Consider the following 24,996-nt stretch of genomic DNA (forward strand, 5'->3'; position numbering starts at 1 on the left):
TCTTCTCCTACCCACAACAACCCGGATATCAGTCCGGTCATTCCCGATTCGGCGCTTCGAGCGACCTGGTGGTCGAACGTGCAACACCTGGCGAGCTTGAGATGTATGGGTGGCTACGTTGCGTACCTAAGATGAACAAGGGCTGGTCGTGCCGCGTTGCGAAAAGAACTTCGCGCGCACGTGCCCCATGAAACACCTAATTCTACAGGCTAGAGATGTTATTAGTAGTGCGACCCGGCGTATTCACATTCGCCCGCACGTGCAGGGAGCAGAACCGGTGAAACGGATTATCGAGTGGTTGCCCGTGAGCGTCGACCGACGCCTCAAGGTGTTGGCCTGGGTATACCTCGCCGCTCAGATCTTTCTCGTCGGCACCGGCGGGCTCGTGCGCCTGACCAGTTCGGGCCTCGGCTGCCCCACGTGGCCCAAGTGCACCGCCGATTCGCTGGTGAACACGCCGGAGATGGGCATCCACGGCGTCATCGAATTCGGCAACCGGTTGCTCGGCGTGGTGCTGGGCCTGGTCGCCATCGCCGCGTTCGTCGCGGTGCTGCGGATGCGTCGCAGCCGTCCCGACCTCTTCCGGCTGACTCTGCTCGCCGGGCTCGGCATCCCCGCCCAGGCCGTCATCGGCGGCATCAGCGTGCTCACCCAGCTCAACCCCTACGTCGTCGGCCTGCACTTCGTCATCTCGGTCGGACTCGTGGGCCTCTGCACCGCGTTCGTCTATCGGCTCTACACGGCTCAGGGCCCGCGGGAGCGGGTGGTGCCGCTGTGGTTCCTCATCGTGACCCACCTCACCACCGTCGTCGTGGCGATCACCATCGCTGTCGGCATCCTCACCACCGGCTCAGGCCCGCACGCCGGCGATGCTGATGCGCCGCGTAACGGCCTGGACTCCGAGTTCCTGCAGCACGTGCACAGCTGGCCGGCCTACCTGACGGTGGCCCTCACTCTTGTGCTCGTGATCGGGGCGGTGTCGCTCCGGCTGCCGGTGCGCCGCTGGGTGCTGCTCCTCCTCGCCGTCGAACTGGCGCAGACCGCGGTCGGCCTCATCCAGGCCAACCTGGGGTTGCCCGCCGTTCTGGTGGGCATCCACATGGTGCTGGCATGCATCCTCGCCTCAGTCATGACCGCCGTCGTGCTGAACCTCAAGCAGCCGGCCAGTGCGCTCACTCCCCCGACGACCCGCAGCACTTCCGAGACCCTCGCCCGCTGACCTGCGCCTGCTTGACCCGCGCCTGCTTGACCCGCTCCCGGTTGACCCGCTCATGATCCTGCGCACGCCCGCGAGTGCGGCGAACCGGTCGCCTCAGTACCCGCGAAGCAGCCACGCTGCCGCTTTCGCGGCTGGCGTATCTCGCGAAGGCGGGGACATGGCTACCTCAGCAGCCGCGAAGCAGCCACATCACCGCTCTCGCGAATCACCTCTCGCGAAAGGCCACGCGAGCGGTGGCCGCGCGAGCGACGGCCCCGCGAGCTAATGCCACGCGAGCGAGGCCTGTCGCAGACGACCACTGCCGCGAGAGCGGGTCAATGGTCACCTGGGCGAGCCGAGTTGACCACACCACCGCTCTCGCGGATGGCGTCTCTCGCGAGGGCGGGGAAACGGTTGCCTCCACATCCGCGAAGCAGCCACATCCCCGCTCTCGCGTAAGAACTCTCTCGCGAGAGCGGGGAAACGGTCACTTCAGCGTTCGCGAAGCAGCCACGCCACCGCTTTCGCGACAGAGGCGTGACGGGCTAGAAGGGCAGCAGCGGGTCGACGCCCACAGCAACGAAGACCAGGGTGAGGTACGCGATCGAACCGTGGAAGACCCGCATCGGCGAGACGTGCTCGTGCCGGATGGTGAGGTTGTACAGCCGGTGGGTCTCGTAGATGAACCACGCTCCGGAGCCGACCGCGACGATCGTGTACACGAGACCCATGTCCGCGATGGGCACGAGCAACAGGGAGCAGGCCACGGTGGCCCAGGCGTACAGGATGACCTGCAGGCCCACCTGCGCGCGGCCGCGCACGACGGCCAGCATGGGTACGCCCGCGGCCTGGTAGTCGTCGCGGTACTTCATTGAGAGCGGCCAATAGTGCGGCGGGGTCCAGAGGAAGATGATCAGGAACAGGATGAACGGCGGCCAGGACAGGTCTCCGGTCACGGCGGCCCAGCCGATCAGCACCGGCATGCAGCCGGCGATGCCGCCCCAGACGATGTTCTGCGCGGTGCGGCGCTTGAGCACCATCGTGTAGAACACGACATAGAGCAGGATCGCGCCGAGCGAGAGCAGCGCGGCAACCCAGTTGGTGAAGGCCCAGAGCCAGGCAATGGACACGGCGCCGAGCACCCAGGCGAAGACCAGGGCCTGCCGGTCGCTGAGTTCGCCGGTCACGAGCGGGCGCCCCTGGGTACGGTTCATCAACCGGTCGATGTCGCGGTCGAGGTAGCAGTTGAACGCTCCGGCCGAGCCGGCGCTGAACGCACCGCCGATGAGCGTGGCGAGTACCAACCACAGGTCGGGGATGCCGCCGGTGGCGAGGATCATCGTCGGCGCGGTAACGACGAGTAACAATTCGACGACCCGGGGCTTCGTCAGCGACAGATACGCCTTGAATGTGCGACGGAACTTGTCTCCACGGTCGTCTGCCCCCTGAGAGCGGGGCTCCTCAGCAGTGTCGATGGCTTCTCGTGCGCTTCGCATATTGCCTCGATTCTAGATCATTCCGGCACCTCTCAGGCCCGGATCGCCCGTGCGACAGTGGCGCAATATCCGCGAAACAACGTCACCAAGCCTCGTTCCGTATAATGGAATTGCTCGCCAATCAAGGTGCATGCATCCGTGAGCGCCTGATACGGCGCACCGCTGCGCACCTGGTGCCGATAACGATGTCGGCGGGCAATCACTCTCCAGCGGCGCGGGTAAAGCGTGCCGCCTTTTCGGATTCAGAAGGGTCAGTTCACGTGGCAGCATTGCAGTGGGATTCCATCGACAATCGGGCGGTTGACACCGCCCGCATCCTTGCGGCCGATGCCGTGGAAAAGGTGGGAAACGGTCACCCCGGTACAGCCATGAGCCTCGCTCCCGCTGCCTACCTCCTCTTCCAGAAGGTGATGCGTCGCGATCCTGCTGACAACGAATGGATCGGTCGCGACCGGTTCATCCTCTCGGTGGGCCACAGCTCACTGACCCAGTACGTACAGCTCTACCTGGGCGGCTACGGCCTCGAGCTCGAGGACCTCAAGGCGCTGCGCACCTGGGGCTCCAAGACGCCCGGCCACCCCGAATACGGTCACACCGACGGTGTGGAAATCACCACCGGTCCGCTCGGCCAGGGCCTCGCCTCCGCCGTCGGCTTCGCCTACGCCTCCCGCTTCGAGCGCGGCCTGTTCGACCCCGAGGCCGAAGCGGGCACCAGCCCGTTCGACCAGTTCGTCTACGTCATCGCCGGCGACGGCGACCTGCAGGAGGGCATCACCTCCGAGGCGTCCTCCCTCGCCGGTCACCAGCAGCTCGGCAACCTGATCGCGATCTACGACTCCAACCAGATCTCGATCGAAGACGACACCAACATCGCCTTCACCGAGGATGTCGCCGCCCGGTACGACGCGTACCACTGGCACGTGCAGACCGTGGACTGGAAGAAGACCGGCGAGTACGTCGAGGACATCGCCGCTCTCAACGACGCCATCGAAGCCGCCCAGAAGGTCACCGACAAGCCGTCGCTGATCATCCTCAAGACCATCATCGGCTGGCCGAGCCCGAAGAAGCAGAACACCGGAAAGATCCACGGTTCCGCCCTCGGCGCCGAGGAACTCGCCGGCGTGAAGGAGATCCTCGGTTTCGACCCCGAGAAGACCTTCGATGTCGCCGACGACGTCATCGCCCACACCCGTAAGGCTCTCGACCGAGGAGCCGAGCAGCACGCCGAATGGACCGTGCGCTTCGACGCCTGGGCCGAGGCCAACCCCGAGCGCAAGGTGCTGCTCGACCGGATCCTCTCCGGCGACCTGCCCGACGGCGTCGACGAGGCCCTGCCGGTCTTCCCGGCCGGCACCGAGGTCTCCACCCGGGCCTCGTCCGGCAAGGTGCTCAACGCCCTCGGCCCGGTCATCCCCGAGCTCTGGGGTGGCTCCGCCGACCTCGCCGAGTCGAACAACACCACCATCAGCAACGCCGCATCGTTCATCCCGAGCGAGCACTCCACCGGTGAGTGGACCGGTAACCCCTACGGCCGGGTCCTGCACTTCGGTATCCGTGAGCACGCGATGGCCGCGATCCTCAACGGCATCGTCCTGCACGGCAACACCCGCCCGTTCGGTGGCACGTTCCTGATCTTCAGCGACTACATGCGCCCTGCCGTTCGGCTCGCAGCGCTGATGAAGGCGCCGTCGATCTTCGTCTGGACCCACGACTCCGTCGCACTCGGCGAAGACGGACCCACCCACCAGCCGATCGAGCAGCTCGCCTCGCTCCGTGCGATTCCCGGACTCGACGTTGTGCGCCCCGGCGACGCCAACGAGGTCTCCTGGGCCTGGAAGACCATCCTCGAGCGCCGCAACGGCCCGGCCGGCATCGTGCTCACCCGCCAGAACATCCCCGTCTTCCAACGCGGCGACGGCGACGCCAGCGGCGAGACCTTCGCCTCGGCCAAGAACGTCGCCAAGGGCGCCTATGTGCTCGCCGAGGCCCCGAACGGCACGCCCGACGTGATCCTGCTCGCCACCGGCTCCGAGGTACAGCTGGCCGTCAACGCCCGCGAAGCGCTCAAGGCGGATGGCGTCAACGCCCGCGTCGTGTCGGTGCCGAGCCTCGAGTGGTTCGAAGAGCAGTCCGCCGAGTACCGCGAATCCGTTCTGCCCAAGGCGATCACCGCCCGGGTATCGGTTGAGGCCGGAATCGCGTTGACCTGGAACAAGTACGTCGGCGACCGCGGCCGCAGCGTGTCGATCGAGCACTTCGGTGCCTCGGCTGACTACAAGACCCTGTTCCGCGAATTCGGCATCACCACGGAGGCCGTTGTCGCCGCCGCCAAAGAATCCCTCGCCGCGCACTAAGCGCGACACCTACCAGCGCAGCATTCAAGGAGATTTGATTTTCATGACTGAAACCACCCCCACCGCCGCCTTGTCGGCCGCAGGCGTCAGCATCTGGCTCGACGACCTGTCGCGCCAGCGCATCCAGTCCGGCGGACTGACGACCCTCATCGAAGAGAAGAACGTCGTCGGCGTCACCACCAACCCGACGATCTTCGCCGGTGCCCTCAGCAAGGGCGAAGCGTACGCCGACCAGGTGGCCACCCTGGCCGCCGCCGGCACCAGCGTCACCGACGCGGTGTTCGAAATCACCACCGACGACGTCGCCGCAGCCTGCGACATCTTCCGCCCCATCTACGACGCCTCCAACGGTTTCGACGGCCGCGTCTCGATCGAGGTCGAACCGGCCGCTGCCCACGACGCCGAGAAGACCCTTGCCGAGGCTCAGCAGCTCTGGGCGAAGGTCAACCGCCCCAACGCGATGATCAAGATCCCCGCCACCATCGAAGGCCTCGAAGCAATCACCGAGACCATCGCGCTGGGCATCAGCGTCAACGTCACCTTGATCTTCAGCCTCGAGCGGTACCGCGCTGTCATCAACGCGTACCTCAGCGGCCTGGAGAAGGCCAAGGCGGCGGGCATCGACCTGTCGACCATCCACTCGGTCGCCTCGTTCTTCGTGTCGCGCGTCGACACCGAGATCGACAAGCGTCTCGCTGCCGTCGGCACCGACGAGGCCCTCGCCCTGCAGAGCAAGGCCGGCGTCGCCAACGCCCAGCTCGCCTACCAGGTCTTCGAGCAGGCGTTCACCTCCGAGCGCGCTGCGGGCCTGCTCGCGGCCGGAGCCAACAAGCAGCGTCCGCTCTGGGCATCCACCGGCGTCAAGTCCGCCGAGCTGCCCGACACCCTCTACGTGACCGAGCTGGTCGCACCCGAGGTTGTCAACACCATGCCGGAGAAGACCCTCGAGGCCACCTTCGACCACGGAGTCATCGTCGAAGGCGCCGTGACCGGCTCCTACGACGAGGCGAACGCCGTACTCGACGCCATCGCCGCGCAGGGAATCTCCTACGACGACGTGACCCGGGTCCTCGAAGAGGAAGGCGTGTCGAAGTTCATCATCTCCTGGAATGAACTCCTCGACACTGTGACCGCAGCGCTCGAAGCCGCCAAGTGAGTTTTAAGATCTCGGTGAGCGGCGCGGCGGCCGAGGCCGTCCGCGCCGCCCTGCCAACCCTCGTCGACGACCTCGTCGCGTCGGGCATCACCTCCCTCGACCCCGCACTGTGGGGGTCAGAGGCCGAGGCTGAAGCCGGCAATCGACTGGGCTGGACCGAGTCGGTCGCTACATCGCGCCCGCTCGTGGCCGAGATCTTAGCTCTGCGTGACGACCTGGTGGCCCTGGGTGTCAACCACATCGTCCTGGCCGGCATGGGTGGATCCTCGCTCGCTCCGGAGGTCATCACCCGCACCAGCGGCGTCGACCTCACGGTTCTCGACGCCACCGAACCCGGTCAGGTCCTGTCCGCCCTGGCCGACCGCCTCGAGACGACCGCCCTGGTGGTGTCGTCGAAGTCCGGCGGCACCGTCGAGACCGACAGCCAGCGGCGGGTCTTCGAACGCGCCTTCCGGGACCTCGGCATCGACCCCGCCGAGCGCATCATCGTGGTCACCGATCCCGGTTCGCCGCTCGAGGCATCCGCCTCGGCGGCCGGGTACCGGGTGTTCACCGCCGACCCGACCGTGGGCGGGCGCTTCTCGGCGCTCACCGCATTCGGGTTGGTGCCGTCAGGCCTGGCGGGCATCGACATCGGCCAGCTGCTCGACGAGGCCGAATCGGTCTCGCTGGCGCTGGCCGTCGACTCGGCGGACAACCCCGGCCTCATCTTGGGAGCGGCCATCGCCGCGACCAGCCCGCGCCGGGCCAAGCTTGCGCTCGTTGCAGACGGTACCCACATCGTGGGATTTGCCGACTGGGCGGAGCAGCTGATCGCGGAGTCGACAGGCAAGATCGGCACCGGCATCCTGCCCGTCGTTCTCGACCTTGGTGCTCCAGAGCTGACGGCGGCCCTGGCCGACGTACAGATCGTGCGGCTGGTCGATGACGCCGGCGACGAGGTTTTTGCCACGCCTGACGGCGCAGACGAGATCCGCGTCAGCGGGACCCTCGGCGCGCAATTCCTGGTTTGGGAGTACGCGACAGTGGTGGCCGGCCGACTGCTCGGGATCAACCCGTTCGACCAGCCGGATGTGGAGTCCGCGAAGATCGCGACCCGCGGTCTGTTGGACGCTCGCCCCGAACCCGAACCGGCCGCGTTCATCGCCGACGGCATCGAGGTGCGTGGCACGCCGCACGTGATCGGTGCCGCCAGCGACCTGGCCAGCGCCATCGATGCGCTGCTCGAGGAGCTCGGCCCGGACGGTTACGTGGCCGTGCAGGCCTACGTCGACAGGCTCGCACTCCCTCGGCTCGCCGAGGTGCGCGACCTGCTCGCGACGCTGTCCAAGCGCCCGGTCACGTTCGGTTGGGGCCCACGGTTCCTGCACTCCACCGGACAGTTCCACAAAGGCGGCACGCCAACCGGCGTGTTCCTGCAGATCCTCAGCTCACCGGCGGAGGACCTCACCATTCCCGAGCGTCCGTTCACGTTCGGCGAGCTCATCCAGGCCCAGGCCGCTGGCGATGCGAGCGTGCTCGCAGACCACGGCCGCCCGGTGCTCACCCTCACGCTGACCAACCCGGCGGCGGACCTCGATACGTTGTTCGCCGCACTGCGCTAAACCCGCGTTCTCGCATCATCGCGCATTAATTCCTCAAAGGAGCCGCATGTCCCCGGTGGAAATCACCCCGGAGTTCAATCCGTTGCGTTCGCCTTCCGACTATCGCCTGAATCGGATCGCGGGGCCCTCGAGCCTCGTGATCTTCGGCGTCACCGGAGACCTCTCGCGGAAGAAACTCATGCCTGCCGTCTACGACCTGGCTAACCGGGGGCTGCTGCCACCCGGCTTCGCCCTTGTCGGGTTCGCCCGACGGGACTGGGACAACCAGGACTTCATGCAGGTCGTGCACGACTCCGTCAAGGAGTACGCACGCACCGAATTCCATGAGGATGTCTGGGCGCAGCTGGCCGAGGGCATCCGCTTCGTCCCCGGCACCTTCGACGACGATGCCGCGTTCGAGCTCCTCAAGGAGACGATCGAGGAACTCGACCGCGAACGGGGAACCATGGGCAACCACGCGTTCTACCTGTCGATCCCGCCCAAGGCGTTCCCGCAGGTCACCGAGCAACTACGCCGCTCCGGCCTGGCCGAGCAGAAGAACGGCCAGTGGCGACGTGTCGTCATCGAGAAGCCTTTCGGCAGCGACCTGAAGACCGCACGCGAGCTCAATAGTGTCGTCGAGTCTGTCTTCCCGGCCGACTCGGTGTTCCGCATCGACCATTACCTGGGTAAGGAGACGGTCCAGAACATCCTGGCGCTGCGCTTCGCGAACCAGCTGTACGAACCGATCTGGAACGCCAACTATGTCGACCACGTGCAGATCACGATGGCCGAGGACATCGGCGTCGGCGGACGCGCCGGGTACTACGACGGTATCGGTGCTGCCCGCGACGTCATCCAGAACCACCTGCTCCAGCTACTCGCCCTCACGGCCATGGAGGAGCCGATCTCGTTCGACGCTGCCGACCTCCGCACCGAGAAGGAGAAGGTGCTCGCCTCTGTGCGCCTGCCCGAAGACCTGGCCACCGGCACCGCCCGTGGACAGTACGCCGGCGGCTGGCAGGGCGGGGAGAAGATCCTCGGTTTCCTCGAGGAAGACGGCATGAACCCGGAGTCTCTGACGGAGACGTACGCTGCCCTGCGCCTGGAGATCGACACTCGCCGCTGGTCGGGTGTGCCGTTCTACCTGCGTGCCGGCAAGCGCCTCGGCCGCCGGGTGACGGAAATCGCCGTCGTCTTCAAGCGCGCCCCGCAGTACCTGTTCGAAAAGAGCCAGACCGCCGCACTCGGTGAGAACGCCCTGGTGATCCGCGTGCAGCCCGACGAGGGCGTCACCATCCGGTTCGGTTCCAAGGTTCCGGGTGTCGGCATGCAGGTGCGCGACGTGACCATGGACTTCGGTTACGGCCACGCCTTCACCGAGGCCAGCCCCGAAGCATACGAGCGGTTGATCCTCGACGTGCTCCTGGGCGACCCCCCGCTCTTCCCCCGCCACGAAGAGGTCGAACTCTCGTGGAAGATCCTCGACCCGATCGAGGAATTCTGGGCCACCCAGGGCCAGCCGGAACAGTACCGGCCCGGCACCTGGGGACCCGCCTCAGCCGATGAACTGCTGTCACGCGACGGCCGGAACTGGAGACGCCCATGATCGTCGATCTGCCGGACACCACCACCGCCAAGATCTCCAAGGCGCTCGTGCGCATCCGTGAAGAGGGCGGCGCTGTCGCCCTCGGCCGGGTGCTCACCCTCATCATCGCGGCCGAGCTCGGCCACGAAGAGGAAGCCATCGAAGCCGCGAACGATGCCTCGCGGGAGCACCCGATGCGGGTCATCGTGCTCTCGACCGAGGCCGCAGCGGCGGCAGACTGCGCACCGCGCGTCGACGCCGAGATCCGGGTCGGCGGAGACGCCGGGGCGAGTGAGGTCATCGTGCTGCGCGCCTACGGCGACGCCGCCAGCGACCCGGAGAGCCTCGTCACCGGACTGCTGCTCCCCGATGCTCCGGTGGTGGCCTGGTGGCCCGGTGAGGCCCCTGCGGTGCCCGCAGAGTCGCCGCTGGGCAGGATCGCCTACCGCCGCATCACCGACGCGTCGGCCCAGGCCGACCCGCAGGCCGCGCTGACCCAGATCTGCTCGTCCTACCGCCCGGGCGACACTGACTTCGCCTGGACCCGGCTGACCCTCTGGCGGGCCCAGCTGGCTGCTGTGCTGGACCAGCCGCCGTACGAATCCATCACGGCGGTGTCGGTCTCCGGCGCCCTGGACTCGCCGTCGACCACGCTGCTGGCGGCCTGGCTGCAGTTGCAGCTGCAGGTGCCGGTTGTCTACGAGCTCACCTCCGGTGAAAACGCCAACGGTATCCACGGCGTCCACCTCACCCGCGCTTCCGGTGTCATCTCGCTCGAGCGTGAGGTCCCCGGCATCGCGACCCTCACCCAGCCCGGCCAGCCGGTGCAGGACCTCACCCTCAAGCGCCGCAGCCTGCGGGACTGCCTGAGCGACGAGCTGCGCCGACTCGATCCTGATGAGCTGTACGGTGAAGTCATCACCAAGGGCCTGCCGCAGCTGACGGGTCCCACCGAGACGACTGGAGACCACTCATGACGCACGACAGGCGCGTGCTTGTGCATGCGGACAAGGCGGCCCTGATCACCTCGGTCGCCACCCGCTTCCTCAGCAAGATCACGGACACCCTGCACGACCAGGGCCACGCCAACGTGGTGCTGACCGGGGGGTCCGTTGCCACCAGCGTGCTGGAGGCCATCAACGCCTCCCCCGACCGGGACAGCCTGAACTGGTCGAAGATCGACATCTGGTGGGGCGACGAGCGGTGGGTGCCGCGCGGCCATGCCGACCGGAACGAGGTGCAGGCGCGCGCTGCGCTGCTGGACCACATCGATATCCCGGCGGCGAACATCCACGCGTTCCCGGCGTCAGATGAAGGCCTCGACATCGACGCGGCTGCAGACCGGTACGCTGCCGAGCTGAAGGCCCTGGCCGGTCCGGATTCCCCGGTTCCGCAGTTCGACGTGACCTTCCTCGGCGTCGGCCCTGACGGGCACATCGCTTCGCTGTTCCCGCATCTGCAGGGCATCAGGGAGAACGACCTCACCGTCATCGCTGTGCTGAACTCGCCGAAGCCGCCGGCAGAGCGTCTGAGCCTCACGCGCTGGGTGCTCAATTCGTCTGAGCGGATCTGGCTCGTTGTCTCCGGCACCGACAAGGCGTCGGCCCTCGGTCTGGCCCTGGCCGGAGCCAGTCGTGACGAGGTGCCCGTCGCGGGCATCCGAGGACGGCACTACACCGATTTCTTCGTCGACGGTGAGGCAGCCGCTGAGGTTCCGGAGAACCTGATCGCGCAGCCCAACTGAACCGCACGGTAGCAACACAAAAGCGCATCGGCTCCTCGGAGCCGATGCGCTTCTTGTTGTGCTGCGCAGTCGCGCCTAGTTGGTCGCGGTGAGCTTGCCGCGGCGAACCCGCAGCTGCTGCAGGGCCTCCTCGAGGAGGGACTCCGCTTCCTCTTCGGTGCGGCGTTCCTTCACGTAGGCCAGGTGAGTCTTGTAGGGCTCGAGCTTGACGACCGACGGCGGGTTCTCCTTGTCGCGACCGGCGGGCAGGCCGGACGACGGGCAGTCGATCGTGTCGGGGATTTCTTCGTCGGGCAGGTTCGCCGCGAAGTAACGGACGGTCTCGTTGCCGAGGGCGTCCCAGTACGACACGCGGATCCGGTCAGCATGGAAACCACGGTCCTGCTCGCCCATGGGGCCGGCTCCGACTCGCGAGCCGCGAATTGCGCTTCCACCAGATGCCATTGTGATCCTCCGCTAAAAAAACTGTTCGGCTTGTTCGGGTTGTACTACCCACAGTCCGGTCGTGCCGTGGTGACCGGATGTGACGCGGCTTGCGATGTCCCGGGCCCCTGCTTGCGGCAGGCGCCCGATCTTGGTGCGAGTTAGGCGCCGGTGTCGAATTTGGTGATCAGGCCCAGCACGACAATGCAGGAGATCCAGAGTACGGCGAGGATGATCGTGATGCGATTGAGGTTACGTTCAGCGACGCCTGAGGCGCCGAGGTTCGAGGTGACACCGCCGCCGAACATGTCGGACAACCCGCCACCGCGGCCCTTGTGGAGCAAAATGAGCATGGTGAGCAGGAGGCTCGTGATACCGAGCAGAACCTGCAACACAACTTGGAGAATGTCCACGGAAACCTTTCACAAAAACGATGGACGCCTTTCAGCTCCACCAAGACCACTGGCAATTATAGCCTGACGGCAGACAAAACCCGTCGCGCCCCCCGGAGGGGGTGCGACGGGCGGGTTCTACAGTCCGACGTGCTTCTGGAAGCGGACGATGCTGGAGAATTCCGTGATGTCTAGGCTCGCGCCGCCGACGAGGGCACCGTCAACGTTCGGTTCCTTCATGAAACCGGCGATGTTGACGCCCTTGACCGAACCGCCGTAGAGAACGCGGGTCTTGTCGGCGACATCCTGGCCGAGTACCTCTGCCAGTGTCGAGCGCAGCGCGGCCGCGACCTGTTCGGCCTGCTCGGGCGTTGCGGCCTGGCCGGAGCCGATGGCCCAGACCGGCTCGTACGCCACGACGATGTCCGCCGCGTTGTCGACGCCCGCGAGGGCCGCCTTCAACTGCGCGACGGGAACCGCGCTCGGGCCGTGCAGTTCCAGGTCAGCGGCGGTCTCGCCGACGCAGATGATGGGAACCAGGTTGTGCTTCAACGCTGCCGTCACCTTGGCGGCGACGACCTCGTCGGTCTCGTTGTGCAGGGTGCGTCGCTCGGAGTGACCGATGAGCACGTACTGGCACTCGAGCGCGGCCAGGAAGGCAGCCGAGATCTCGCCGGTGTACGCGCCGGACTCCTGAGTGGAGACGTCCTGTCCGCCGTACGCGAGCGGCAGCTTGTCGGCTGCCACGAGCGTCTGCACGCTGCGCAGGTCGGTGAACGGGGGGAACACGGCAACCTCGGTGGCGGAGAAGTCGTGGCCGGAGTCCTTGAGGCTCCACGCCAGCTTCTGCACGAAAGCGATCGCCTGGAGGTGGTCCAGGTTCATCTTCCAGTTGCCTGCGATCAGTGGAACACGCGTGTTTACTGCCATCCGAGGACCTCCAGTCCTGGCAGTCGCTTACCCTCGAGGAACTCGAGGCTGGCGCCACCGCCGGTAGAAATATGACCGAACTGGTCATCGGTGAAGCCGAGGATGCGGACGGCGGCGGCGGAGTCTCCTCCGCCGACAACGCTGAGTCCGTTGACCTCGGTGAGAGCGGCGGCAACCGTGCGGGTGCCGTCGGCGAACGGTGCCAGCTCGAACACGCCCATGGGCCCGTTCCAGAAGACAGTCTTCGAGTCGCGGATGATCGCTGCGAAGGCAGCGGCCGTGTCCGGTCCGATGTCGAGGCCCAGGCCGGCAGCGCCGAACGGGGTGTTCTCGATCTGGTCGGCTGCCGTGGTGACGTACTCGGCGTCCGCTCCGAACTTCGAAGCGACGACGACATCCGTCGGCAGCACGATCTTCACGCCGAGGCGCTCGGCCTCAGCGAGGTAACCGCGCACGGTTTCGATCTGGTCGACCTCGAGCAGGCTGGCGCCGACCTTGTGGCCCTGGGCCGCGAGGAAGGTGAACAGCATGCCGCCGCCGATGAGCAGTGAGTTCACCCGCGGAAGCAGGTGACCGATCACGCCGAGCTTGTCCGACACCTTCGAGCCGCCGAGGATCACCGAGTACGGTGCCTCCGGCTTCTCGGTGAGGCGGTCGAGCACGTCGAGCTCTGCTGCGATGAGCAGGCCGGCAGCGCTCGGCAGGATCTGGGCCAGGTCGAAGACGCTGGCCTGCTTGCGGTGCACGACGCCGAAGCCGTCGGAGACGAGGACGTCGCCCAGGGCGGACAGTTCGGTGGCGAAGGCCACGCGTTCTGCTTCTACCTTGCTGGTCTCCCCCGCGTTGAAACGGAGGTTCTCCAGAACGACGATGTCGCCATCCGTCAGCGCTGCGACTGCAGCCTGGGCGGATTCGCCGACGGTGTCGGCGGCGAAGGCAACCGGGGAACCGATCAGTTCAGCCAGGCGGGCCGCTACCGGCGCCAGGCTGTACTTCAGGTTGACCTGGCCGTCAGGGCGCCCGAGGTGAGAAACGATCACCAGACGGGCACCCTGCTCGACCAGAGCCTTGAGGGTGGGCAGGGACGCCCGCACGCGGCCATCGTCGGTGATCTGGCCGTCTTTCAACGGTACGTTCAGATCACACCGAACGATGACGCGCTTGCCGTGGAGCGATCCCAGCGATTCGATAGTGCGAAGCGTCACTGCGCGGCCCTAGTTAGAGACGCTCGGCGACGAACTCGGTGAGGTCAACCATGCGGTTGGAGTAGCCCCACTCGTTGTCGTACCAGGAGGACAGCTTGACCTGGTCGCCCAGGACGCGCAGCAGGCCGGCGTCGAAGATCGAGGAGTGCGGGTCGGTGACGATGTCGCTGGAGACGATCTCGTCTTCGGTGTACATCAGGATGCCCTTGAGGGGGCCCTCTGCTGCTGCCTTGTAGGCGGCCTTGATGGCCTCGACCGTGACGGGCTTCTCGGCGACGACGGTGAGGTCGGTGATGGAACCGGTGGGCACCGGTACGCGCAGTGCGAAGCCGTCAAGCTTGCCGGCGAGCTCGGGGAGGACGATGCCCAGGGCCTTGGCGGCACCGGTCGAGGTCGGGATGATGTTGACGGCGGCGGCGCGGGCGCGACGCAGGTCGCTGTGCGGGCCATCCTGCAGGTTCTGGTCTGCGGTGTAGGCGTGGATGGTGGTCATGAGGCCACTCTTGATGCCGAAGTTGTCGTTGAAGACCTTGGCCAGCGGTGCGAGGCAGTTCGTGGTGCAGGAAGCGTTCGAGATGATGTCGAACTTCGCGGAGTCGTACGTCTCCTCGTTGACGCCCATGACGATGGTCGCAACGTCGCCGGTGGCGGGAGCGGAGACGATGACCTTCTTGGCACCGGCGGTGATGTGCTTGCGCGCATCGTCAGCCTTGGTGAAGCGGCCGGTCGACTCGATCACGATGTCGACGCCCAGGGCACCCCAGGGGAGGTTGGCCGGGTCGCGCTCGGCGAGAACCTTGATCGGCTTGCCGTTGACGAGGATGGAATCTCCCTCGACGGAGACGGTGGCGTCCAGACGACCCGTGATGGAGTCGTATTTGAGCAGGTGGGCCAGCGTCTTGGTGTCGGTGAGGTCGTTGACGGCAACGATCTCGATGTCGCTGCCCTGGGCCAGCGCGGCGCGCAGGTAGTTGCGGCCGATGCGGCCAAATCCGTTAATACCAATCTTTACAGACACGAATGACTCCTGTTATTGATGGCGCGTGTGGCGCCGGTGGTGGGGATGAAAGAAAACGAAAGTGTGGGTACGGTGCGTGCGGTTCGCCGAAACAAGCGCTACGACAGTAGCAGCAGCCCGTTGGTCTTCTCCTGGGCTGCAGCGAAGCGGGCCTGCACGTTCTCCCAGTTGACGATGTTCCAGAATGCCTTGACGTAATCCGCGCGCACGTTCTGGTAGTCCAGGTAGTACGCGTGCTCCCAGACGTCGAGCATCAGGATCGGCACGGTGCCGGCGGCGAAGTTCGCCTGCTGGTCGAAGAACTGCTGGATGATCAGGCGCTGCCCGATGGAATCCCAGGCCAGCACAGACCAGCCGGAACCTTGCACGCCCAGTGCGACGGCGGTGAAGTGCGCCTGGAACTTCTCGAACGAGCCGAAGAAGTCGTCAATGGCACTGGCCAGTTCGGCGACGGGCTTGTCGCCGCCGTTCGGGGAGAGGTTCGTCCAGAAGATGGAGTGGTTGACGTGGCCGCCGAGGTTGAAGGCCAGGTCTTTTTCGAGCTTGTTCACGTACACGAGGCTGCCGGAATCACGGGCCTCCGCCAACTGCGCCAGAGCGGTGTTCGCACCGGTGACATAGGCCTGGTGGTGCTTGCTGTGGTGGAGTTCCATGATGGTGCCGCTGATGCTCGGCGCGAGCGCCGAGTAATCGTAGGCCAGTTCAGGCAGGGTGTATTCGGCCATAACTCGTATCTCCTCATTTATGCAGCAGAGCCGAGATTTCTCTCGTCATCTGCACTGTAAGTGACCTTTTTAGTCTACTCAGGTGGACAGGGGACGTTAGTCCCCTCTTCCCCCTTGCGGGGGGTCCAGGCCTCAGGTTGCAGGTCAGACGTCGTCGAGGTCCGCGGGCAGGTTCGCGTCGGTGCCGGGGATGCCCAGATCGACGGCTTTCTTGTCGGCCATGGCCAGCAGGCGGCGGATGCGGCCGGCGACAGCGTCCTTGGTCATGGGCGGGTCGGCGTGATGGCCGAGCTCGTCGAGGCTGGAGTCACGGAACGACAGCCGCAGCTCCCCCGCGTAGCGGAGGTGCTCTGGGATGTCGTCGCCGAGGATCTCCATGGCCCGATCCACGCGCGCGCAGGCGGCCACGGCGGCTTGCGCCGAGCGGCGCAGGTTGGCGTCGTCGAAGTTCACCAGCCGGTTGGCTGTCGCGCGCACCTCACGGCGCTGGCGGAGGGCCTCCCAGTTCAACACGGTCTCCTGGGCGCCCATCTGCACCAGCATCGCGCCGATGGCGTCGCCGTCGCGGATGACGACGCGGTGCACACCGCGCACCTCACGTGCCTTCGCGACGATGCCCAGGCGGCCGGCGGCGCCCACGATGGCCATGGCCGCTTCGTTGCCGGGGCAGACTACTTCGAGGGCGGCGGAACGACCGGGGTCGGTCAGCGAGCCGGTGGCGAGGAACGCACCGCGCCAGACTGCCGCGATCTCGTCCTTGGAGCCGGTGGTGAGCCGGTTCGGCAGGCCACGGATCGGACGGCGGCGGGCGTCGAGCAGACCGGTCTGCCGAGCGAGGGTCTCGCCGCCGTCGAGTACGCGCACGAGGTAGTGGTTGGTGCGCCGGAGGCCGGAGGCCGTGATCACGGAAACGTCGCTGCGGACTCCGTAGAGTTCGGCGAGGTCCTTGCGCACCCGACGGGCCAGCAAGGCGGTGTCGAGTTCGGATTCGATTGCGATGCGGCCGGAGATCATGTGCAGACCGCCGGAGAATCGCAGGATTGTGGCCAGTTCGGCCGCGCGAACCGTGGTCTTCGAAACCTCGACGCGTGCTAGTTCATCTTTGACGTCGATGGTGAGTGCCAATCGTCATTTCCATTCTGTTGTTCGGGACTGCCGCCATAGATGGCGGCGGCTGTCGTTATTCTCGTCCGAGGTCGCGGTGCTTGAGGCTCACCGCGACGCCGGGAAATTCTTGGAGCAGGCCGGCCAGCTCACGTGCCATCGCGACCGAGCGGTGCTTGCCGCCGGTGCATCCGATGGCAATGGTGGCATGACGCTTGTTCTCCCGCTGATATCCCGCCAGGACGGGGCGGACGGCTGCCGCGTATGCGTCGATGAACTCGCGGGCTCCCTCCTGGCCGAGAACGTATTCGGCGACTTCGGGGTCGAGGCCGGTGTGCGGTCGAAGCTCGGGGATCCAGAACGGGTTCGGCAGGAACCTGGCGTCGGCGACCATGTCGACGTCGGTGGGCAGGCCGTACTTGAAGCCGAAGCTCATCACGGTCAGGTGCAGGCCGGCCGCGTTCTCGGCGGCGAACCGTTCCGTGATCGTGGTGGCGAGCTGGTGGATGTTGAGGTCTGACGTGTCGATCACGATGTCGCAGGATTCACGCACCACGGCGAGCCGGGTGCGCTCGGCGGAGATGCCGTCCAGGATGGTGCCTTCGCCCTGCAGCGGGTGCGGCCGGCGCACGGCTTCGAACCGGCGTACGAGCACGTCGTCGCGAGCCTCAAGGAAGATCACCCGCACCTGGGTGCCGGTACGGAGTGCCTGCACCAGCTCCTGGAAGTCACCGAAGAAGTCCCGACCGCGGATGTCGACGACAGCGGCGATCTTGGGCAGGTTCGTTCCCGCTCGGCCGACCAGCTCCACGAGGGGGCGCAGCATTTGCGGCGGCAGGTTGTCGACGACGTACCAGCCGAGGTCCTCCAGAGCGTTCGCCACGGTGGATCGTCCGGCGCCGGACATGCCCGTCACGATGAGCATCTCCTGCTTCTCGGTCTCCGTGCTCATGCTGGATTATGCCTTCGGTCGAAGTGAGTGAATGTCCAGCTTATCGACCGGGGGCACGGTTCAGGCGCGCAGGTGCCGGTGGATGCCCTCCGCGAGGGCCGGTCCGATGCCGCGGATCTCGCCGATGGAGTCCACCGACGCCTCCTTGAGACGGCTGACCGACCCGAAGTGCGCCAGCAGGACCTTGATCCGCGCGGGGCCGAGGCCGGGGATTTCTCCGAGGATGGTGTTGATGTCGCGTTTACGGCGTGCACGTTGGTGCGTGATCGCGAAGCGGTGAGCTTCATCCCGGATCCGTTGGAACAGGAAGAGAGCGTCGCTGTTGCGGGGCAGGATCACGGGATAGTCGGAGTCCGGCAGCCAGATCTCTTCCAACCGCTTCGCGATGCCGCACAGGGCGATGCCCTCGACACCGGACTCCCGCAGCGCCCGAGCGGCGGCGGCGACCTGCGGTTGGCCGCCGTCGACGATGAGCAGGTTGGGCTGGTAGCGGAACTTCTTCCGTTTTGCGGCGACCTCGGGGACGTCCGCGTCATCCGTCTCAGCCTCGTCATCGGTTCCTGACGCGTCGGCGGGCGGGGCGTGCTCGGCACTGTCCAGGCCGTTCTCCGGCTCGTCCTTCACCGCGATCACGCCGCCGGAGGGCAGCGCCTCCGGGGTCGCGTCGTCCGGTACCAGGTAGGCCAGGCGGCGGGTCAGCACCCGATACAGCGAGTCGGTGTCGTCGGTGGACTCGGGGATGCTGAACCGGCGGTACTCGTCTTTGCGGGGCAGGCCGTCTTCGAAGACCACCATCGAGGCCACGATGTTGGTGCCGCCGAGGTGGGATACGTCGTAACACTCCATCCGCAGCGGTGCAGTGGACATGCCGAGCGCCTCCTGGATGTCTTCGAGGGCTTTGGACCTGGCGACGAAGTCGGAGCTGCGCCGAGTCTTGTAAAGCATCAGCGCCTGCTTGGCGTTCTGGGCCGCTGTGGCCAGCAGGGCGGCCTTCTCGCCGCGCTGAGCGGCGACCAGGCGCACCTTGCGGTTGGCGATCCCGCCCAGCCAGCCTTCGAGCGCCTCGGCGTCGTCGGGAAGCTCCGGCAGTACGATCTCCCGCGGCGGCACGGCATCGCCGGTGTAGACGGTCTGCATGATCGAGTCGATCAACTCACTGGTGCTGAGGTCGAGCTCCTTGTCGACGACCCACCCGCGCACGCCGCGGATGCGGCCGCCGCGCACCAGGAACAACTGCACGGCCGCCGCAAGCTCGTCCTGTTCGATCGCGAACAGGTCGATGTCCACGTTGTCGCGCAGCACCACAGCGCTTTTCTCCAACACGGCGTTGAGCGCCTTCACCTGGTCGCGGCGCCGGGCGGCGGTCTCGTAGTCCTGCGCCAGGGCCGCTTCCTTCATCTGGTTTGTGAGGCTGTTGATCAGCTTGCGGTCCTGGCTGCCCATGAAGTTCACGAACTCGTTGACGATCGCCCGGTGCTCCTCGATCCCGACTTTGCCGGAGCAGGGGCCGAAACAGCGGCCGATCTGACCGGCGAAGCACGGCTTGCCCGACTGCATGGCGCGTTTGTAATTGGCGTTGTTGCAGGTACGGATCGGGAAGGCCTTGAGCATCAGGTCGATGGTTTCGTGCACCGCCCAGACCTTGGGGTACGGGCCGAAGTAGCGCGCGCCTTTGATGCCGGTGGTACGCGTGACGAGTGCCCGGGGCGCCTCATCGGCGAGAGTCACCGCGAGGTACGGGTAGGACTTGTCGTCTTTGAACTGCACGTTGAACGGAGGATCGAACTCGTTGATCCAGGTCCACTCCAGCTGCAGCGCCTCGATCTCGGTGCCGACGGTGGTCCATTCCACGCTCGTGGCGGTCGTGACCATGCGCCGGGTACGGTCGTGCAGGCTGCTCAGCGGCGCGAAGTAATTGCTCAGCCGGGCGCGCAGGTTCTTCGCCTTGCCGACATACAGCACCCGGCGGGAGGCATCCCGGAACCTGTAGACACCGGGTTCGGTCGGGATCTCCCCCGGCTTGGGGCGATAGCTCAGAGCGTCAGACATCTTCTTCCTCCGCCTACTTTGCGGCGAGGACCTCCTTCAGGAACGTTCCGGTGTGGCTCTTCTTCACGGTGGCGATGTGCTCCGGCGTTCCGGTGGCCAGGATCTTCCCGCCGCCGGAACCGCCCTCAGGGCCCAGGTCGATGACCCAGTCCGCCGACTTGATCACGTCGAGGTTGTGCTCGATCACGATAACGGTGTTGCCCTTGTCGACGAGACTGTTGAGCACGAGCAGGAGTTTCCGCACGTCTTCGAAGTGCAGGCCGGTGGTGGGCTCGTCGAGCACGTAGACGCTGCGCCCGTTGGAGCGGCGCTGCAGTTCGGTGGCGAGCTTCACCCGCTGGGCCTCGCCGCCGGACAGGGTCGTGGCGCTCTGGCCGAGCCGCACGTAGCCCAGTCCCACCTCGACCAGGGTCTTGAGGAACCGGTGGATGGCGGAGATGGGCTCGAAGAACTCGGCCGCCTCGCTGATCGGCATGTCCAGCACCTCGGCGATGCTCTTGCCCTTGTAATGCACGGTGAGGGTGTCGCGGTTGTACCGCGCTCCCCCGCAGACCTCACAGGCCACGTACACGTCGGGCAGGAAGTTCATCTCGATTTTGATCGTGCCGTCGCCGGAGCAGGCCTCGCAGCGGCCACCCTTCACGTTGAAGCTGAAGCGGCCGGGCAGGTAACCGCGCGCCTTGGCCTCCATCGTCTCGGCGAACAGGTTGCGGATCTTGTCGAACACACCGGTGTAGGTGGCCGGGTTCGAGCGCGGCGTGCGGCCGATCGGGGCCTGGTCGACGTGGATGACCTTGTCGAGCTGGTCGAGCCCCGTGACCTTGGTGTGCCGGCCGGGCAGCTTGCGGGCACCGTTGAGCCGGTTGGCGAGCACCCGGTAGAGCACGTCGTTCACCAGCGACGACTTGCCGGAGCCGCTCACGCCGGTGACGGCGGTGAACACACCCAGGGGGAACTTGACGGTGACCTTGTGCAGGTTGTTCGCCTCCGCGCCCACGACGGTGATCTCGCGCTCGGGGTCGAGCGGACGCCGGGTGGCGGGGGTGGCGATCGACTTGCGGCCGGACAGATAATCGCTGGTGAGCGACTTCGTGTTCGTCAGCAGGTCGGCATACGAGCCGGAGTGCACCACGTGCCCGCCGTTGACGCCGGCACCGGGGCCGATGTCGACCACCCAGTCGGCTGTCTTGATGGTGTCTTCGTCGTGTTCGACCACGATCAGGGTGTTACCGAGGTCGCGGAGGGCCACAAGGGTCTCGATCAGGCGGCGGTTGTCGCGCTGGTGCAGGCCGATGCTGGGCTCGTCGAGCACATAGAGTACCCCGGTCAGGCCCGATCCGATCTGGGTCGCCAGCCGGATGCGCTGTGCCTCACCGCCGGAGAGGGTGGCGGCGGCGCGGGCCAGGCTGAGGTAGTTCAGGCCCACCCGGAGCAGGAAGTCCAGGCGAACCTTGATCTCGCGGAGCACCTGGGCGGCGATGGTCTTCTCGCGGTCGGTGAGTTCGAGTTTGTCCATGAACTCACGCGCCTCCGTGAGGCTGAGCTGGCAGATGTCGGCGATGCTCATGTCGTGCACGAGCACGGCGAGCACCTCGGGCTTCAGCCGGGTGCCGTTGCAGACCGGGCAGGGCACCTCACGCAGGTATTCGCCCCAGCGCTGCCGCTGGGTATCGGTGTCGGCCTGCAGGAACTGACGCTCGATGTACGGCACGACACCCTCGAAGCCGGAGGTGTAGCTCATCTCCCGGCCGTACCGGTTCTTCCATTTGACCTTGACCTCGAAGTTGTCGCCGCGCATGACGGCGGTGCGCACCTCTTCGCTGAGCTTCTTCCACGGGGTGGTGAGCTTGAACTTGAGGTCGCGGGCGAGGCCGTCGAGCAGCTTCTCGTAGTACTGGAACAGCCCCTTGCCCTGGGTGGTCCAGGGCAGCACGACGCCCTCGGCGATGCTGAGGTCCGGGTCGCCGAGCAGCAGGTCCTCGTCGACGGACATGCGGGTGCCGAGGCCGGAGCACTCCGGGCAGGCGCCGAACGGGGCGTTGAACGAGAAGGTGCGCGGTTCGATCTCGGTCAGCTGCACGGGGTGGTTGTTCGGGCAGGACAGCTTCTCGGAGTAGCTCTGCCAGGCCTCGTCACCGGTGAGGTCGACGAAGTTGACCTGCACCAGGCCGTCGGTGAGCTTGAGCGCGGTCTCGAGCGAGTCGGTGAGCCGGCTGAGCAGGTCGGGGCCGGCTACGAGCCGGTCGACGACGACGGAGATGTCGTGCTTGATCTGCTTCTTGAGGATGGGTGGTTCGTTGAGCTGGATCTGGGTGCCGTCGACCATCGCCCGGGAGTACCCGCCGGCGGCGAGCTCCTTGAACAGGTCGACGAACTCGCCCTTCTTCTGCGAGACGATGGGGCTGAGGATCTGGTATCGCACCCCGGTCTCCAGTTCCATCAGCTGATCGGCGATCTGCTGCACGGTCTGGGACTGGATGACCTCGCCGCAGATGGCACAGTGCGGCACACCGATGCGCGCCCAGAGCAGGCGCATGTAGTCGTAGATCTCAGTGATCGTGCCCACGGTGGACCGCGGGTTGCGGTTGGTGGACTTCTGGTCGATCGACACCGCAGGGCTGAGCCCCTCGATGAAGTCGACGTCGGGCCGGTCCACCTGGCCGAGGAACTGTCGGGCATACGCCGACAGTGACTCCACGTAGCGGCGTTGACCCTCCGCGAAGATGGTATCGAAGGCGAGCGATGACTTGCCTGACCCGGATAACCCGGTGAACACCACGAGCGAATCGCGCGGGATGTCCAGGTTGACGTTGTGCAGGTTATGCACGCGAGCACCACGGACGCTGAGTTGAGAGCCGTGCTCTACCTCTGAAATTGACACCATTCGAGTCTATGCAGTGCCACCGACACTCCTGTGCCACGGGCATCCCGCTGACACTTGCTGACAGCGAACGCAGCCGACGCCGGGCCCTGAATCCGAGCGGATCAGGGCCTCGGCCGGGTCGGGTGCCGGCTAGCCGAGGTGCCCGGCCTTCTCCATCTGGCGGAGTTCGCGTTTGAGCTCGGAGACTTCGTCGCGCAGCCGCCCGGCGAGCTCGAACTTGAGTTCGCCGGCGGCCTCGAGCATCTGGGCGTTGAGGTCGGCGATGATCGACTCGAGGTCGTTGGCGCCGTTGGCGGCCAGACCCTTCCGCATCGACGGGGTGGGGCTGCGGCGGCGGGCGTCCCGTCCGGCGAGCAGCTCAGCGGTATCGGCCTCCTCGCGGGCGAGGACATCGGTGATGTCGGCGATGCGCTTCCGCAACGGGGTCGGGTCGATGCCGTGGAGGGTGTTGTACTCGACCTGCTTCTCCCGGCGCCGGTCGGTCTCGTCGATGGCCCTGGCCATCGAGTCGGTGATCCGGTCCGCGTACATGTGCACCTCACCGGACACGTTGCGGGCGGCACGCCCGATCGTCTGGATGAGCGAGGTCGACGACCGGAGGAAACCCTCCTTGTCGGCGTCGAGGATGGCCACCAGGGACACCTCGGGCAGGTCGAGGCCTTCCCGGAGCAGGTTGATGCCCACGAGCACGTCGTACAGGCCCTGGCGCAGCTCGGTGAGTAGCTCCACCCGGCGGAGGGTGTCGACGTCGGAGTGCAGATAGCGCACCCGCACGCCGGCCTCGGTGAGGAAGTCGGTGAGCTCCTCCGCCATCTTCTTGGTGAGGGTGGTGACCAGCACCCGCTCGTTGAGTTCGACGCGCAGCCGGATCTGTTCGAGCAGGTCGTCGATCTGGCCGGCGGAGGGCTTGACGATGATTTGCGGGTCGACCAGGCCGGTCGGGCGGATGATCTGCTCGACGATGCCGTCGGCGATGCCCATCTCGTACTTGCCGGGCGTGGCCGAGAGATACACGGTCTGGCCGACCCGGTCCTTGAACTCGTTCCACCGCAGCGGCCGGTTGTCGAGGGCACTCGGCAGCCGGAAGCCGTGCTCCACCAGGGTGCGCTTACGCGAGGAGTCGCCCTCGTACATGGCGCCGATCTGCGGCACGGTGACGTGCGATTCGTCGATGACCACCAGGAAGTCGTCGGGGAAGTAGTCGAGCAGGCAGTGCCCCGGCTCCCCCGCGTTTCTCCCGTCGATGTGCCGGGAATAGTTCTCGATGCCGGAGCAGAAGCCGATCTGCTCCATCATCTCCAGGTCGAAGGTGGTGCGCATCCGCAGCCGTTGCGCTTCGAGAAGCTTGCCCTCGCGCTCGAGCTGTTCCAGCCGTTCGGCCAGTTCTTCCTTGATGGTGACCATCGCCCGCTGCATCACGTCGGTGCTGGCGACGTAGTGCGAGCCGGGGAAGACGGAGACCGCGTCGAGCTTCTGCAGGATGTCGCCGGTGAGCGGGTGCAGGCTGTAGAGCGCTTCGATCTCGTCGCCGAACATCTCGATCCGGATGGCGTGTTCTTCGTACATCGGGATGATCTCGATGGTGTCGCCGCGCACCCTGAAGTTGCCGCGGGAGAAGTCGACGTCGTTGCGCTGGTACTGCATGGCCACGAACCTGCGGATCAGCCAGTCCCGATTGACCTGCTGACCCACCTGCAACGCCACCATCGCCTCGAGGTACCCCTCCGGGGTGCCGAGGCCGTAGATGCAGGACACCGTGGAGACCACGATGACGTCGCGGCGGCTGAGCAGCGAGTTCGTGGTGGAGTGCCGGAGGCGTTCGACTTCCTCGTTGATCGAGGAGTCCTTCTCGATGAAGGTGTCGGTCTGGGGAACGTAGGCTTCCGGCTGGTAGTAGTCGTAGTAGGAGACGAAGTACTCGACGGCGTTGTTGGGCATCAGCTCGCGGAACTCGTTCACGAGCTGCGCGGCCAGGGTCTTGTTGTGCGCGAGCACCAGGGTGGGCCGCTGCACCTGTTCGATCAGCCACGCTGTCGTCGCGGACTTGCCGGTACCGGTGGCGCCGAGCAGCACGATGTCCGTTTCACCGGCGTTGATGCGGCCGGCGAGTTCCTTGATCGCGGTCGGCTGGTCGCCGCTGGGCGTGTACTCGCTCACGACCTCGAAGGGATGTACGGCGCGGGTAGGTTCCATGC

The 24,996-nt window shown here is 66.2% G+C and carries 19 protein-coding genes; 7 read left to right on the forward strand and 12 right to left on the reverse strand.

The window, feature by feature from the left end; all coding sequences use genetic code 11:
• The first annotated feature begins 277 nt into the window (after nucleotides 1-277).
• On the forward strand, nucleotides 278-1,219 hold the full coding sequence (locus tag CTB96_RS13190; protein WP_110127331.1) for a COX15/CtaA family protein: 942 nt from the start codon (nucleotides 278-280) through the stop codon (nucleotides 1,217-1,219).
• 524 nt (nucleotides 1,220-1,743) lie between these two features.
• On the opposite strand, the gene CTB96_RS13195 is transcribed toward CTB96_RS13190, so the two are convergent.
• Nucleotides 1,744-2,694: a heme o synthase gene (locus CTB96_RS13195; RefSeq protein ID WP_110127332.1), complete on the reverse strand. Its 951-nt coding sequence runs from the start codon at nucleotides 2,692-2,694 to the stop codon at nucleotides 1,744-1,746.
• A 260-nt stretch (nucleotides 2,695-2,954) separates the two neighbouring features.
• Between CTB96_RS13195 and tkt the strand changes: the two genes are divergently transcribed.
• From tkt to pgl, 6 genes are read left to right on the forward strand one after another with little or no spacing between them, the layout of a single operon-like run.
• The gene (gene tkt / locus CTB96_RS13200) at nucleotides 2,955-5,048 is read left to right on the forward strand and encodes a transketolase (protein ID WP_110127333.1); all 2,094 of its coding nucleotides are present in this window, start codon (nucleotides 2,955-2,957) and stop codon (nucleotides 5,046-5,048) included.
• Nucleotides 5,049-5,091: 43 nt separating this feature from the next.
• Entirely contained in the window at nucleotides 5,092-6,204 is a 1,113-nt protein-coding gene (tal, locus tag CTB96_RS13205) for a transaldolase (RefSeq protein ID WP_110127334.1), read from the forward strand.
• A complete protein-coding gene (locus tag CTB96_RS13210; RefSeq protein ID WP_110127335.1) occupies nucleotides 6,201-7,808 on the forward strand; it encodes a glucose-6-phosphate isomerase in 1,608 nt (535 codons plus the stop codon). Before tal ends, CTB96_RS13210 begins: the two co-directional genes overlap by 4 nt.
• 46 nt (nucleotides 7,809-7,854) lie before the next feature.
• Complete coding sequence (gene zwf / locus CTB96_RS13215; RefSeq protein ID WP_110127336.1) at nucleotides 7,855-9,396, forward strand: glucose-6-phosphate dehydrogenase; 1,542 nt, start codon at nucleotides 7,855-7,857, stop codon at nucleotides 9,394-9,396.
• Nucleotides 9,393-10,352 (forward strand): glucose-6-phosphate dehydrogenase assembly protein OpcA, encoded by a 960-nt coding sequence (locus CTB96_RS13220; protein WP_110127337.1) that lies wholly within the window; start codon nucleotides 9,393-9,395, stop codon nucleotides 10,350-10,352. Before zwf ends, CTB96_RS13220 begins: the two co-directional genes overlap by 4 nt.
• Nucleotides 10,349-11,119: a 6-phosphogluconolactonase gene (pgl, locus tag CTB96_RS13225; protein ID WP_110127338.1), complete on the forward strand. Its 771-nt coding sequence runs from the start codon at nucleotides 10,349-10,351 to the stop codon at nucleotides 11,117-11,119. Before CTB96_RS13220 ends, pgl begins: the two co-directional genes overlap by 4 nt.
• A gap of 75 nt (nucleotides 11,120-11,194) precedes the next feature.
• Here pgl and CTB96_RS13230 read toward each other — a convergent pair whose 3' ends face one another.
• The 11 genes from CTB96_RS13230 to uvrB form a co-directional block, all read right to left on the reverse strand.
• Nucleotides 11,195-11,563: an RNA polymerase-binding protein RbpA gene (locus CTB96_RS13230; protein WP_110127339.1), complete on the reverse strand. Its 369-nt coding sequence runs from the start codon at nucleotides 11,561-11,563 to the stop codon at nucleotides 11,195-11,197.
• A gap of 140 nt (nucleotides 11,564-11,703) precedes the next feature.
• Nucleotides 11,704-11,955 (reverse strand): preprotein translocase subunit SecG, encoded by a 252-nt coding sequence (gene secG, locus CTB96_RS13235; RefSeq protein WP_110127340.1) that lies wholly within the window; start codon nucleotides 11,953-11,955, stop codon nucleotides 11,704-11,706.
• A gap of 117 nt (nucleotides 11,956-12,072) precedes the next feature.
• The gene (gene tpiA / locus CTB96_RS13240; protein WP_110127341.1) at nucleotides 12,073-12,864 is read right to left on the reverse strand and encodes a triose-phosphate isomerase; all 792 of its coding nucleotides are present in this window, start codon (nucleotides 12,862-12,864) and stop codon (nucleotides 12,073-12,075) included.
• A complete protein-coding gene (locus CTB96_RS13245) occupies nucleotides 12,855-14,069 on the reverse strand; it encodes a phosphoglycerate kinase (protein WP_110127342.1) in 1,215 nt (404 codons plus the stop codon). The genes tpiA and CTB96_RS13245 overlap by 10 nt, the downstream gene beginning before the upstream one ends.
• A 13-nt stretch (nucleotides 14,070-14,082) precedes the next feature.
• Nucleotides 14,083-15,087, reverse strand: a complete 1,005-nt coding sequence (gene gap, locus CTB96_RS13250) for a type I glyceraldehyde-3-phosphate dehydrogenase (RefSeq protein WP_066595509.1) — start codon at nucleotides 15,085-15,087, stop codon at nucleotides 14,083-14,085.
• A 98-nt stretch (nucleotides 15,088-15,185) separates the two neighbouring features.
• Nucleotides 15,186-15,812, reverse strand: a complete 627-nt coding sequence (locus CTB96_RS13255) for a superoxide dismutase (protein WP_110127343.1) — start codon at nucleotides 15,810-15,812, stop codon at nucleotides 15,186-15,188.
• 144 nt (nucleotides 15,813-15,956) lie between these two features.
• Complete coding sequence (gene whiA / locus CTB96_RS13260) at nucleotides 15,957-16,937, reverse strand: DNA-binding protein WhiA (RefSeq protein ID WP_110127344.1); 981 nt, start codon at nucleotides 16,935-16,937, stop codon at nucleotides 15,957-15,959.
• A 55-nt stretch (nucleotides 16,938-16,992) separates the two neighbouring features.
• Nucleotides 16,993-17,868 (reverse strand): RNase adapter RapZ, encoded by an 876-nt coding sequence (gene rapZ / locus CTB96_RS13265; protein ID WP_110127345.1) that lies wholly within the window; start codon nucleotides 17,866-17,868, stop codon nucleotides 16,993-16,995.
• A 60-nt stretch (nucleotides 17,869-17,928) separates the two neighbouring features.
• Nucleotides 17,929-19,917 carry an excinuclease ABC subunit UvrC gene (gene uvrC, locus CTB96_RS13270; RefSeq protein WP_110127346.1) on the reverse strand — a complete coding sequence of 663 codons (1,989 nt, stop codon included), beginning with the start codon at nucleotides 19,915-19,917 and terminating at the stop codon, nucleotides 17,929-17,931.
• A gap of 13 nt (nucleotides 19,918-19,930) precedes the next feature.
• A complete protein-coding gene (gene uvrA / locus CTB96_RS13275) occupies nucleotides 19,931-22,801 on the reverse strand; it encodes an excinuclease ABC subunit UvrA (protein ID WP_110127347.1) in 2,871 nt (956 codons plus the stop codon).
• Nucleotides 22,802-22,930: 129 nt separating this feature from the next.
• A complete protein-coding gene (uvrB, locus tag CTB96_RS13280; RefSeq protein ID WP_110127348.1) occupies nucleotides 22,931-24,994 on the reverse strand; it encodes an excinuclease ABC subunit UvrB in 2,064 nt (687 codons plus the stop codon).
• Nucleotides 24,995-24,996: the final 2 nt, after the last annotated feature.

Source organism: Cryobacterium arcticum (assembly GCF_003185895.1).
Classification (GTDB): domain Bacteria; phylum Actinomycetota; class Actinomycetes; order Actinomycetales; family Microbacteriaceae; genus Cryobacterium; species Cryobacterium arcticum.